The sequence below is a fragment of the Ruegeria sp. BH6 genome, assembly GCF_056538105.1.
Window position 1 is genome coordinate 430,139 of the sequence record NZ_JBQFSR010000002.1, and the last position, 12,931, is coordinate 443,069.

Below are 12,931 nucleotides of genomic sequence, written 5' to 3' on the forward strand. Positions count from 1 at the left end.
TCTTGGCCTTGTTCCTCAGGGGATCATTTCAGAACAGCCCTGTAGCACTATTTCGGGATCGAGTGCCACTCGGAATGCCAAATTGTCAGTTTCGTGACGAATCTCAGCCAGGGCGGATGATATGTGACGGGTTTTGACCCTTACACCGCATAACGGCTGATCATCATTTCGACGCTGTTTTCGATGGTTTCGGCCATTTCGGCCTCGCTCAGCACAGACCCGGTGAACAAAAGGGGCCAAAATGCGCGCGCTTTGATCAGGCCGATGAATTCGCGCCCCGCCTGTTCCGGATCGTCGATCCGCAATTGCCCGTCCTCGGCTGCATCCCGCATCATGCCGATGAAGGCGGCAGTTTTGTCTAGTTTGCCTGTCGCCTCGGCAGCAAGGGCCGGGCTGCGCAAGGTTTCGCTGATCACCATCCGGGACATCGCCATCACATCCGGCATCATCAGGATGCGCCCTTCGGCCCAGGCCAGTTCGGTCAGTTGTTCGCGAATATCACGGCCTTTTTTGTACCGGATTTCGACCACTTCGGCAAAGCGGCTGGACAGCTCGATCACAATCGAGCGAAACAGGTTTTCCTTGCTTTCGAAATACTTATACAGCGTACGCTTAGACACCTCGGCCTGCGCCGAGATGCGATCCATGCTGGCTGCGGCAAAGCCCTTGTCCTGGAACTCGGCCACAGCAGCTTCGATGATCTGCGCGTATTTGGTCGCATTCGGTGCGCTGCATTCGGTCATGTCAGAGCTATAGACCTATTGACAGGGGGCGGTCAAATCCTAGGTAAACGCAGGAGTTTACAATGGCGATATTCTGTGCCACTAGTAAACGCGCCAGTTTACCGACTCAGGTAACCAGCCCAACACGGAAGGTCCCCTCATGGCACTGACATTGAAACTGAATGGCGAAACCCACACGGTTGACGCCGAACCCGGCACGCCCTTGCTGTGGGTAATCCGGGATGAATTAAAACTAACTGGAACCAAATTCGGCTGCGGCGTCGCCTCGTGCGGTGCCTGCACCGTACACCTGAATGGCGAGCCCGTACGCTCGTGCCAGACCTATATCGAAGACGTCGAAGATGCCGAGATCACCACAATCGAGGCCGTCGGCAATGACAAGATCGGCGCCGCCGTTCAGCAGGCCTGGGTTGAGTTGGACGTCGTTCAGTGCGGCTATTGCCAATCGGGTCAGGTGATGTCGGCCGTTGGGCTGTTGTCCGAAAATCCCACCCCATCCGTCGAAGAGATTGACAATTACATGCACGGCAATGCCTGCCGCTGCGCCACCTATCAACGCATTCGCGCCGGCATTCAGCGCGCGTCCGAAATTCTGGAGGCCTGATCTATGACCATCAACACCTCTCGCCGTGGGTTTCTGAAAGGGGCCGCCGCTGCCGGTGCTGTTCTGCTGGTTGGTGCGCGTGCCGATGGCGTGCTGGCTGCGACCTCATCCGAGACTGCGCAATTCAACCCCTTCGTCAAGATTGATGCGAATGGCACAGTGACGGCCATCGTCAAACACTTTGAAAAAGGTCAGGGCCCCGCAACCGGCCTGCCGACGTTGATCGCCGAAGAAATCGGTCTTCGCATGGATCAGATCAACTACGAATTCGCGCCATCTAACGCGCAGGTTTACAACAACCTTCTGTTCGGCCCCTTTCAGGGCACCGGCGGGTCGACCGCGATGGCGAATTCGTGGATGCAATATCGTCAGGCTGGTGCCGCCGCGCGCGAAATGCTGATCGCCGCCGCCGCCCAAAGCTGGGGCGTGGATGCCGCGGGTATCACCATCGACGAAGGCATCGTCAAAGCGGGCGACCAATCCGCCCCGATTGCCGAGTTTGTGGCTGCGGCCTCTCAGCTAGACGCGCCCGCTGAGCCGGGCCTGAAAGACCCATCGGAATTCCGTCTGATCGGCAACGAATCCGTGCGCCGCAAGGATTCCGCCATCAAAGGCAACGGTCAGGCCATGTACGCCATGGACGTTCAGCTGCCAAACCAGATGGTCGCCATGATCAAGCGCCCTGAGTCAAAAGGCGGTATCGCCAACGGCTTTGACGACAGCGCGTCGAAAGAAGTCAAAGGCTATATCTCAGCCGCCGTTCTGCCCAATCAGGCAGGGGTCGCGGTTTACGCTGAAAACACCTGGGCCGCGATCCAGGCGCGTGACGCGCTTGAGGTTGATTGGGATATGTCGGGCGCGGAAACCCGCCATTCGGATCAGATCAAGGCCGAGATCATGGCCGCACTGGATGCCGAACCAACTTATAACGTGAACAATGCGGACTTCGCAGCAGTCGCAGCAGCAATCGACGGGGCAGACAAGGTCATCGAAAAGACCTTTTACTTCCCGCTGCTGGCGCATGCTCCGATGGAGCCTCTGAACTGCACCATCGAACAAACCGCCGAGGGCGACATCGTCTTGCATGACGGTGCGCAAATGCCGACCGGCCCGCACATGGCGTATCAGCAAATCTTCCAACTGCCGCCCGAAAAGATTCACATCAAGACGATGCTGGCAGGCGGGTCGTTCGGGCGTCGCGCGACACCTGATGCGGATTACCAAGTCGAGGCAGCGCTGGCCTTTGTGGTCACCGACCGCTCGCGCCCGGTTAAGCTGGTCTGGACGCGTGAGGATGACATCCGCAGCGGCTATTACCGCCCTGCCTTTGGTCACAAGGTCCGTGTGGGACTGAATGCCAATGGCGACATCGTTGGCTGGCAACATCAGGTAGCTGGCCAATCGGTCATCAAGGGCACTCCGTTTGAATCCGTTCTGGTGCATGACGGGATCGACCACAGCTCGATCGAAGGTATCGCCGACAGTCCTTATGCCATCCCCGGAATGGCGCTTGGGCTGACCGACACGCCGAAGGCAACGACGGTACTGTGGTGGCGCTCTGTGGGCCACACCCACACCGGCTATGTCATGGAGACGATGATGGATGCAGTTGCCGAAGCCGCAGGGCGCGATCCGGTGAAGTTCCGACTGTCGCACCTTGCCGACGCCAGCAACCCGGATCAGGCACGCAAAGCTACGGTTCTGAAACTGGCGGCTGAAAAAGGCAACTGGGGCAACGCGCCTGCAGGTCGCGCGCAGGGTATCGCAGTTCACAAGTCCTTTGGTTCCTATGCCGCTCAGGTTGTCGAGGTATCGGGCGATCCGGAAAACGGCATCAAGATCGAAAAGGTCACTTGTGCTGTCGATTGTGGCATTGCGGTGAACCCCGATGTGGTGCGCGCGCAGATGGAAGGCGGCATCGGTTACGGCATCGGACATGTCATGCGCGATCAGATCACGCTGACAGATGGCACTGTGGATCAATTCAACTTCCCGGATTATGAGCCGCTGCGGATTGGCGACATCGCCGCGATTGACGTACATATCGTTCCATCAGCCGAGGCACCCACAGGTGTTGGCGAACCGGGCACCCCACCCTCGGCCCCGGCGTTGGCCAATGCAATCAACGCATTGTCAGGCACGCATGTAGCCGAACTGCCAATGGCTGAAAACGGCGTCAGCTTCGTTTAAAGCCCCTGCTCCGCGCCGTCCCCCTCTGGCGCGGAGCAACTTGCTGCAAAACCACTGCGGCAATAATTTGATCAAATTTAGTGACAAGGCGCGTTTAACCTATTACATCTCGGGTAACTCGAAGGATGGAGACCCCGATGGACCTGAGCGCCCTGCACAGTTTTCGCGTTACTGCCTGTGACCTGAACGGTCAGATGCGCGGCAAGCGAGTGCCGCCCTCATATGCCGACAAGCTGACCAAAGGCGCGGTGCGGATGCCTTTTTCCGCGTTGAACGTGGATCTATGGGGCGCGGATATCGACGGCAGCCCGCTGGTCTTTGAATCCGGTGACGCCGATGGAATGCTGCTGCCGACGGACCGCGGGCCGGTGCCGATGCCTTGGCTGGAAGCAGACACCGCACTGGTCCCGATGTGCTTGCATGACGACGCAGGTGTGCCCTTTGCTGGGGATCCCCGGCACGCGCTGGCCGCTGTGCTGGAACGCTATGCCCAGCGCGGTTGGTCTGTCATCGCAGCGACCGAACTGGAGTTCACTCTGCTGGACGCATCCGGCCCCCAGCCGCAGCCTCCAATCAACCCGGTCACAGATCGGCGGCTGGCGGATGAGGCAGTTTTGTCCATGGCTGAGATGGACGCGTTCGACGCGTTTTTCACCGATCTCTACGACGGATGCGCAGCCATGGGCATACCAGCCCAGACAGCGATATCCGAAAGCGGCATTGGCCAGTTCGAGATCAACCTGAACCATCAGGATGCCATGCGCTGCGCCGATGATACGTGGCTTTTCAAGACCTTGACGCGCGGCCTTGCCCGCAAACATGGGTTTACGGCCACATTCATGTCGAAACCGTACGCCGATGACGCGGGCAACGGGATGCACGTGCATTTTTCGGTCGTTGATGAGGAAGGCCGAAACGTATTCGACAATGGCGGGCCTGAGGGCACTGATCTGCTGCGCTGGGCCGTTGCCGGATGTCTGTCGGCGATGCCGGGCTGCACGCTGATATTTGCGCCCCACGGCAATTCCTACACGCGCCTTATACCCGGCGCGCACGCCCCGACCGGTGCCAGTTGGGCCTATGAAAACCGCACCGCCGCCCTTCGCATTCCCGGCGGTGCCCCTGCCGCGCGGCGGATCGAACATCGCGTCGCGGGCGGCGACATCAACCCTTATCTGATGCTGGCGGCCGTGCTGGGTGCCGCGCTGAACGGGATCGAGGACGAGACCGAACCCCCCGCCCCAATCTCGGGCAATGCATATGAGATCGACAGCCTGCCGCACCTGGCGGCAGATTGGGGTGCAGCCATTACCGCGTTCGAAACCGACCCGAACGTAGCGCGCATCTTCCCCGCCGATCTGATCCGCTTTTTCGCCATGACCAAGCGGCAGGAAATGCGCCGCTTTGCCGACCGCCCGGTGGAAGAACACTGGCTAAGCTATCTGGAAGCGGTATGACCCTCTTGCCCACGTGAACCCGGTGGGCTAGAATAAATTTGATCAAATTTGGTGACCCATGAAAATCGGCATCCTACTGACCGGCCACCCTCCTGACGTATTGCAGGACCAGTTCGACGAATATGACGCGATGTTTCGCGCGCTTCTGGACGGCAATGGCTTTACCTACGAAACCTTCGCCGTCGTGGACGGGCAGTTCCCAAAAGATGAGCTTCAGGCCGATGGCTGGGTCATCACTGGCTCGCGCCACGGCGCGTATGAGAACCACCCGTGGATACCGCCTCTTGAAGATCTGATCCGCGCCATTCGCCAAAGCGGACGCCCCCTGATCGGTGTCTGTTTCGGCCACCAGATCATTGCGCAGGCACTTGGCGGGAAAGTCGAGAAATTCAAAGGCGGCTGGGCCGTTGGACGCACGGACTATGAATATGACGGCCAGACCATAACGCTGAACGCCTGGCATCAGGATCAAGTGATTGATTTGCCCGAAGACGCGCGCGTGTTGGGCACAAACACTTTCTGCCGTAACGCGATGGTGGCCTATGGCGACAACGTCTGGACGGTGCAGGCGCATCCGGAATACGGCGATGCCTTCATTCAGGGCCTCATGAACACGCGCGGGAAAGGCGTTGTGCCCGATGCACTGATGGAGGCGGCAGCCAACCGCCTGCCCGCCCAGAATGACAATCCGAAGATCGGGCAGTTGATGGCCGAGTTTCTGAAGAAAGAGAGGGCCTGATGGCCGACTGGAAAGATCAACTGCCACAGGCAGCCCGAACTTATATCGACGGCCAACGGCTGGATGAGGTTGAATGCATCATCTCGGACTTACCCGGTATCGCCCGTGGCAAGGCTGTGCCCGCCTCGAAATTTGCAAAGCAGGCCTATTTCCACCTGCCCGACAGCGTTTTCTACCAGACCATCACAGGTGATTGGGGTGAGGCCGCCGGCGAGGACGGGTTTATCGAACGGGACATGATCCTCAAGCCTGACTTTTCGACCGCCTCGGCCGCGCCCTGGACGGGCGACTGGACACTGCAAGTGATCCACGACGCCTATGACCGGGATGGAGAGCCGATCCCCTTCAGCCCCCGCAACGTGCTGAAACGGGTGGTGCAGATGTATCACGACAAGGGCTGGAAGCCGATTGTCGCGCCTGAAATGGAGTTCTTTCTGGTCGCCCGCAATGTCGATCCGGCGCAGGGGATCAAGCCGATGATGGGGCGTTCGGGCCGTCCGGCGGCGGCTCGTCAGGCCTATTCGATGACGGCGGTGGACGAGTTCGGTCCAGTGATCGACGACATCTACGATTTCGCCGAACACCAGGGATTCGAGATCGACGGCATCACGCAAGAAGGCGGCGCGGGTCAGCTGGAAATAAATCTGCGGCACGGCGATCCGGTCAAGCTGGCGGATGAGGTGTTCTACTTCAAACGCCTGATCCGCGAGGCCGCTTTGCGTCACGATTGCTTTGCCACCTTCATGGCCAAGCCGATCGAGGATGAGCCGGGCTCGGCCATGCATATCCACCACTCGATCATCGATACCGAGACCGGGCAAAACATATTCTCTGGTCCACAGGGCGGTGAGACAGATGCGTTCTATAACTTCATTGCCGGGCTGCAGAACCACCTGCCCGCCGGGCTGGCCGTGATGGCGCCTTACGTGAACTCCTACCGTCGCTACGTGAAAGACCACGCCGCACCGATCAATCTGGAATGGGCGCGTGATAATCGCACCACCGGTATCCGCGTACCCCTGTCCGGGCCTGAGGCGCGGCGGGTCGAAAACCGTATCGCCGGGATGGACTGCAACCCTTATCTGGGCATCGCGCTGTCGCTGGCCTGTGGCTATCTCGGCCTGACACAGCAGGAACGTCCCCGCCGTCAATTCTATGGCGACGCCTATGAAGGCGAAGGCGATATCCCGCAGGTTATGGGCAGCGCGCTTGACCTGTTTGATGAGGCCGACGCCCTGCATGAGGTCCTTGGCCCAGAATTCGCCCGCGTCTACAGCATCGTCAAACGCGCAGAATACGAGGAATTCCTGCAGGTGATCTCTCCGTGGGAGCGTGAGCATCTGCTGCTGAACGTCTGAGGTACGCGATGAACCTGCTCTATTCCAACGACCGCAAGGCCGAGTATCCGGCCAGTTGGTATGCGGCGACGGCCAACTCGGTGGGTCGGTTTCCGGCACTCTGCAAAGACGAGACAGCCGATGTCTGTGTCGTCGGTGCAGGCTACACCGGCCTGTCCGCCGCGCTGCATTTGGCCGAAGCCGGGCTCAACGTGGTGCTGCTTGAGGCGCACCGTGTGGGGTTCGGCGCGTCCGGTCGCAACGGTGGTCAGTTGGGAAGCGCCCAGCGCATGGACCAGGAAGACCTCGAGCGGTTGGTTGGAAACGATGATGCGGCCAAGCTATGGGATCTGGCAGAGGACGCAAAAGATCTGGTCAAATCGCTGATCGCTAAGCACCAGATCAACTGCGACCTGAAACCGGGCGTTGCCGTTCTAGGCCTCAGCGCAGGCGAGCAGCAAGACCTGCACGAACATGCCGCACATCTATCCGGCCGTTACGGTTACGATCAGATCGAATTGTTGGATGAAACCGCCGGCCACGTGCTGTGCCCATCGCCCTCGTATAAAGGGGGATATCTGGACATGGGTGCGGCACATCTGCATCCGTTGAACTTTGCCTTGGGTCTGGCACAAGCCGCGGTAAAGGCCGGGGTGCGTATCTTTGAGGGCACTGAGGTCACCGGTATCGACGAAGGCCAACCCGCCAAGGTGCAGACGGCGAACGGAACGGTCAGTGCCGACCACGTTATTCTGGCCTGCAACGGCTACCTTGGCGATCTGAATCGCAAGGTGGCCTCAAGGGTCATGCCGATCAATAACTTCATTGCGGCGACCGAGCCATTGGGGGCCGACGCCGCCCGCGTCCTGACGCAGGACGTTGCGGTCGCCGACACGAAATTCGTGGTGAATTACTTCCGCCTCAGCTCGGATGGTCGCCTGCTGTTTGGCGGTGGTGAGAGTTATGGCTATCGCTTCCCTAGCGACATTGCCGCCAAAGTGCGCAAACCGATGACAGAGATCTTCCCGCATCTGCAGGATGTGAAGATCGACTATGCCTGGGGCGGCACATTGGCCATCACCATGCGTCGCATGCCCTATCTGGCGCGGGTTGCACCGAATATCCTGTCCGCCTCGGGCTATTCCGGCCACGGTGTCGGCACGGCCACCCATGCCGGTCAGCTGATGGCAATGGCTGTCCAAGGACAAGCCGAAGGCTTTGACACCATGGCCCGCGTCCCCGCCCTGCCCTTTCCCGGTGGCTCCGCCCTGCGCAGCCCGCTGCTGGTTCTGGCAATGACGTGGTTTGCGCTGCGGGATCGGTTGGGGTTTTGAGGGCGAAGAACACCAGCTCGAATGCTTGCTTGTCCTCATTTGCATTACTCAGTTCGGCAAATCGCGAAGTATACATCGGTTTTCGATTAACGCCCCCAAGCACTGGACGCGTCAAGGCCGCCTGTATGATTCCATTTCGCAGAATTTTCCTAAAACTAGACCAATGTAGCAATTTCAGTTCATTTGGCGAACAACGCGAAAACCGGAATACTGGCTACGATGAGTTTCAGATCCTGAGCCTCGAGACGCCACGCGGACTGAGTCCATTCCTGTGTTGAATGCACCCCCTCGAGATACGCGCTTACAACTCTCAACTTCGCTTTGGTGCAACCATTCACTTGAGGTGGACCAGCCAGCATATTCATTGGTGTAGCAGGACCGCGTCTGTTCGTTGACGTTCCCAGACATATGCCGTAGCCCCCATTCGTTGGCCGCATCCAATTCGTCCACCGGAACTGGAAGCATCCGAGAGAGCAAATCCGGCCGCGGAACGCCGCTTAGTCGTTCCGTTCCGCGCCCATAGAAATTCGCTTGCTCAGATGTCAGCTCATCCCCTTGCGCAAAACGTGTCTGCGTTCCTGCTCGGGCTGCATATTCCCACTCTGCCTCGGTGGGTAACCTGTAAGCTTGAACGCCAACCTTTTCGTTGAGCCATTCGACATAGGCCTGCGCATCAAGATAGGACACGTTGACAACGGGATGGTCGTCGTACACTGGGATTCTGACGTGCTTCCGGTTCTCATTTAGTTTTAAGATCACATTGTTTGGAGAATACCCGCCGCACCCGCCATCGTGGACACAAGCCATCCATTGATCATAGGTGATTTCGTTGCGCGCCATGGCGATGGGAATATCGATTTCAACGCGATGCAACGGTCGTTCATCTTTACCAATGGCCGGATGCCCGACGTCGACCATAGCCAATTTGCCATCTAGCATGACCAACCCGTTTATCGAGTCTCCGATCGGTCCTCCCATCGTAAATTCACCAAGGGGTAAGACGATCATTTCAGGACAAACATCGCATTCCTGAAACACATCAAGCGGTGCAACTTCAGTGCCATCCGAAAGCACATATTCCGCACATACTGCCGAAGCGAACGTTGAAAGCGCCCAAAGGCAAGTGAAACGTGCGAATGTCAAAGCCGTGATCCAACCCATCAAACAAAAAAGCGTAAAGGTTGGGTCATTGGCACCTTACTGCCCCCGAAGTTGCAAGCTCAAAATACTTTTTGGGACCTGTCGCAGGCTGACCTGCGACCTTCCGACTATGAAGGATTGGTGAAATTTCGCCAACATGGCGATTGAGGGGTTTTATTGCCCCCCATTTAGCTTTATCTTTCCCAAAGTTAGAATTTGGGAAAATCAAATATGACGCTTCCTCCAAACGTTCATGACGCCGAACCCATCCCCGCAGCTGCAAAAGAAGCCATCGACGCCCTGATGCAGTCGGGCGACCTGTTCCGCTATACCGCGCCGCAGGATGCGCCGGTGGCCTTGCTCGAGGCGGAATTTGCCGCCCTGCTGGGTACGAAATACGCGTTGGCCGTGTCATCGTGCTCGGCCGCATTGTTCCTGTCTATCAAAGCGTTGGGCTTGCCGCGAGATGCACGGGTTCTGATTCCCGGCTTTACCTTTGCTGCCGTGCCCTCGTCTGTCGTGCATGCGGATTGCATTCCGGTGCTGTGTGAGGTCGGCGAGAATTATCGCATCGACATGGAAGATTTCGCCACCAAGCTGGACGGCGTACAGGCCGTAATCATCAGCCATATGCGCGGCCACACGTCCGACATGGATGCCATCATGGCGCTGTGCAACGAACGCGACATCCCGGTGATCGAGGATGCGGCTCATTCGCTGGGCACAACCTGGCATGGGCAGAACATTGGCACCATCGGCAAGGTGGGGTGCTTTTCATTCCAGTCCTACAAGATGATCAACGCGGGGGAAGGCGGCATCCTGATCACCGACGATGCCGACCTGGTGGCCCAGGCCGTGATCATGTCGGGCGCTTATGAGCACAACTGGAAGAAGCACAAAACCCCGCATGGCGACAACTCGCCCGAGTTGGAGCAAGCCTTTGCCCGCTGGCAGAACCAGTTGCCGCTGTACAACCTGCGGATGAGCAACCTGAGCGCTGCCGTGATCCGACCGCAGATCCCCGAGCTGGCGCGGCGCGTGCGGGATGGCTTGTCGAACCACGACTATGTGGCCGAGCGGCTGAACACCTCGTCCCATATCGACGTCCCTGCCCCCCTGACACCCGAACGTCGGGCACCGGATTCGATCCAGTTCAATCTGGTCGGAATGAATGAGGCCGAAATCCGCGCCTTTGCGGCGGCTTCAGAGGCACGCGGTGTCAAAGTTCAGGTTTTCGGCCTGAGCGAAGACAACGCCCGCGCCTTCTGGAACTGGCAATTCCTGCCCGAGAAGTTCGACTTGCCGCAGACACGGGACATGCTGATGAAAGCGTGCGACGTCCGTCTGCCTGTACGGCTGACCAAGGAAGAACTAGACGTGATCGCCGATATTCTGCTGGCTTCGGTCGGCGAGGTGACCGGTCCGGTTCCCGTCTACGGAACTTGATAAGGCTTACGGATCGAGGTCAAACACCTCGGTCGACAGAAACAGGGCTGTAATCCCCTCGGGGGTTACACCCACACGCGACAGGATCGCCGCGACTTGGGGGCCGGTCGGCGTGTCCACTAAAAGCGGCGCACCGGAATCTCCCATCATGACCGGGCACAGCGACAAGACCATTCCACCTTCAAGGGGGAGCGGCGCACAGGTCAAAGTCCGACTGAGGACATGAGGCCGAAGACCGGGATACCCCGCAACAAACGACGAAGGCGTCAACGCAGGTGCCAACGGCAGATAACCAACCGTTTGACCAATAGGCTCGGTCAATTCCAGAACTGCCCAGTCCAATTCGGTACGGTCGTCGAACGCCCCGTCAGCGCCTTGTTCCGGATGCAACTTATACCCATCGATACCCGCAACGGCCGCGGCCTCTCCGCGTTGATAGCCAGCGGCAAACCGGATGCTAGAGGGCGGTATCCAGCGTTTGCGTGGGGAATTGTACAGGCAATGCGCAGCAGTCAGGACCAGCCGGTCAGACACCAATACGCCAGTACAATGTGACCGCCGATCCCTGCTGGCGAAATTGAGGCGCCCAATGGCACGCCATGGGGGCTGATCGGCATCCAAGATCTCGCGCGCACGAATGGCATCGCACCCTTCATCAGATTGGGTGCCCATCGTGCAAACCGCAGACCAGCCTTCTGAAAAAACGCCCTGTGATAGCGCCGGGTGGGCCCAAAGCACCGCAACACTCAGGACCAGCCAGCGCAACACAACAGACGTCAGTTCAACTTGGAGAGCTTTTTCTGCAACTCAGCCAGCTGCTTTTTGATGTCATCCAGATCTTCTTTCGATTCCGGATTGGCATCTTCACCTTCTTCTGGGCCTGACCAATTGCCTGACAACCCCCCGGTCATCGCCTTGAGGAATGCCTGTTGCTGCGCCTGCATGGCTTCGAAACCCGGTATCTGCGACATCGGGTTCATGGCATTCATATTCTCCATCATCTTGCTTTGGCTTTCGCGCAGCATTTCAAATGAACTTTGCAGGAATTGCGGCATCATCCCGCCGCCTGGAATCATGTAGCTGCGCACCAGATCGTTCAGAACGTTGACCGGCAGCACATTTTCACCCCGGCTTTCGTGTTCGGCGATGATTTGCAGTAGATATTGCCGGGTCAGATCGTCGCCAGATTTCAGGTCAATGATCTGCACTTCGCGCCCATCGCGGATGAAGGTCGCGATATCTTCGAGCGTAACATAGTCGCTGGTCTCGGTGTTATACAGCCTGCGGCTTGCATAGCGCTTGATCAACAGCGGTTTTTCTTGTTCTGGCACCGTTTGCCCTCCCCAAGGATGATGCGTTGCAGCAGAGATTATGCGACCGCAGAACAAAAAGAAAGGGCAGGTCCTAAGACCTGCCCTGCGCGATTGCACCAAATGGGAGGAGTGGGTGCGCCTCGCGCCCAAATTTTACTTGGTGGCTGCAGCTTTTTTGGCAGCAGCAGTCACGTCGTTGGTGGCTTTCTGAACAGCAACGGTTGCTTCTTCAGCAGCGTCTTTACCAGCAGCCATCAGCAGCTCGACGGTTTCAGTCTGCAGTTTTTTCGCGATTTCAGCGAAAGCAGCCATGTTTTCAGCAGCAACTTCAGCCGACGCGCTTGCGAAGTCGGTTGCGGCTTTTGCGTATTCAGCAGGCTCGGCCTTTGCTTTCGACATCTCGGTCAGCTTGGACAGTGTGTCTTTGGTCCATTTGTTCGAGATTTCAGCCGACTTCTCTGCTGCTTCCAGAGCAACACCGGAAAGCTTTTCGTTCAGCGAAGCGGTCGATTTGAAGGCACCTTCCAGAGCGGTGGTGTCAACGGGGAATGCACCCATCATGTCTTTCAGGGTCGCGGTAAAGTCTTGAGTCTTTGCCATTGTCCTAATCCTTTTTGCCGAACCGGGC

At 58.2% G+C, this 12,931-nt stretch carries 12 protein-coding genes; 7 read left to right on the plus strand and 5 right to left on the minus strand.

The genetic code is table 11. The features are described from left to right. Positions 1–140: 140 nt before the first annotated feature. Positions 141–743, minus strand: coding sequence for a TetR/AcrR family transcriptional regulator (locus tag ACR0B8_RS07380; RefSeq protein ID WP_170349142.1), 603 nt, complete (start codon positions 741–743; stop codon positions 141–143). Positions 744–882: 139 nt separating this feature from the next. Between ACR0B8_RS07380 and ACR0B8_RS07385 the strand changes: the two genes are divergently transcribed. The 6 genes from ACR0B8_RS07385 to ACR0B8_RS07410 all read left to right on the plus strand — a co-directional run bounded on the left by ACR0B8_RS07385 (position 883) and on the right by ACR0B8_RS07410 (position 8,404). After that, entirely contained in the window at positions 883–1,347 is a 465-nt protein-coding gene (locus tag ACR0B8_RS07385) for a (2Fe-2S)-binding protein (RefSeq protein ID WP_170359124.1), read from the plus strand. Positions 1,348–1,350: 3 nt separating this feature from the next. Further along, the gene (locus tag ACR0B8_RS07390; RefSeq protein ID WP_480658062.1) at positions 1,351–3,537 is read left to right on the plus strand and encodes a xanthine dehydrogenase family protein molybdopterin-binding subunit; all 2,187 of its coding nucleotides are present in this window, start codon (positions 1,351–1,353) and stop codon (positions 3,535–3,537) included. Between the two features lie 137 nt (positions 3,538–3,674). After that, on the plus strand, positions 3,675–4,994 hold the full coding sequence (locus ACR0B8_RS07395) for a glutamine synthetase family protein (protein WP_226688283.1): 1,320 nt from the start codon (positions 3,675–3,677) through the stop codon (positions 4,992–4,994). A gap of 58 nt (positions 4,995–5,052) precedes the next feature. Then, a complete protein-coding gene (locus ACR0B8_RS07400) occupies positions 5,053–5,733 on the plus strand; it encodes a type 1 glutamine amidotransferase (RefSeq protein WP_170410363.1) in 681 nt (226 codons plus the stop codon). After that, positions 5,733–7,091: a glutamine synthetase family protein gene (locus ACR0B8_RS07405; protein ID WP_170349147.1), complete on the plus strand. Its 1,359-nt coding sequence runs from the start codon at positions 5,733–5,735 to the stop codon at positions 7,089–7,091. Before ACR0B8_RS07400 ends, ACR0B8_RS07405 begins: the two co-directional genes overlap by 1 nt. 8 nt (positions 7,092–7,099) lie before the next feature. Next, positions 7,100–8,404, plus strand: coding sequence for an NAD(P)/FAD-dependent oxidoreductase (locus tag ACR0B8_RS07410; RefSeq protein WP_480658060.1), 1,305 nt, complete (start codon positions 7,100–7,102; stop codon positions 8,402–8,404). Positions 8,405–8,578: 174 nt separating this feature from the next. Here ACR0B8_RS07410 and ACR0B8_RS07415 read toward each other — a convergent pair whose 3' ends face one another. Continuing rightward, a complete protein-coding gene (locus ACR0B8_RS07415; protein WP_480658058.1) occupies positions 8,579–9,547 on the minus strand; it encodes a formylglycine-generating enzyme family protein in 969 nt (322 codons plus the stop codon). Between the two features lie 228 nt (positions 9,548–9,775). On the opposite strand from ACR0B8_RS07415, the gene ACR0B8_RS07420 reads away from it, so the two are divergent. Next, positions 9,776–10,990, plus strand: coding sequence for a DegT/DnrJ/EryC1/StrS family aminotransferase (locus tag ACR0B8_RS07420; protein WP_480658056.1), 1,215 nt, complete (start codon positions 9,776–9,778; stop codon positions 10,988–10,990). A 6-nt stretch (positions 10,991–10,996) separates the two neighbouring features. On the opposite strand, the gene ACR0B8_RS07425 is transcribed toward ACR0B8_RS07420, so the two are convergent. From ACR0B8_RS07425 to ACR0B8_RS07435, 3 genes are all read right to left on the minus strand, one after another. Further along, positions 10,997–11,662 carry a trypsin-like serine peptidase gene (locus ACR0B8_RS07425; protein WP_480658054.1) on the minus strand — a complete coding sequence of 222 codons (666 nt, stop codon included), beginning with the start codon at positions 11,660–11,662 and terminating at the stop codon, positions 10,997–10,999. A 104-nt stretch (positions 11,663–11,766) separates the two neighbouring features. Beyond that, a complete protein-coding gene (gene phaR / locus ACR0B8_RS07430; RefSeq protein ID WP_170375923.1) occupies positions 11,767–12,321 on the minus strand; it encodes a polyhydroxyalkanoate synthesis repressor PhaR in 555 nt (184 codons plus the stop codon). Positions 12,322–12,456: 135 nt separating this feature from the next. Beyond that, on the minus strand, positions 12,457–12,903 hold the full coding sequence (locus ACR0B8_RS07435) for a phasin family protein (RefSeq protein ID WP_170349152.1): 447 nt from the start codon (positions 12,901–12,903) through the stop codon (positions 12,457–12,459). Positions 12,904–12,931 lie beyond the last annotated feature (28 nt).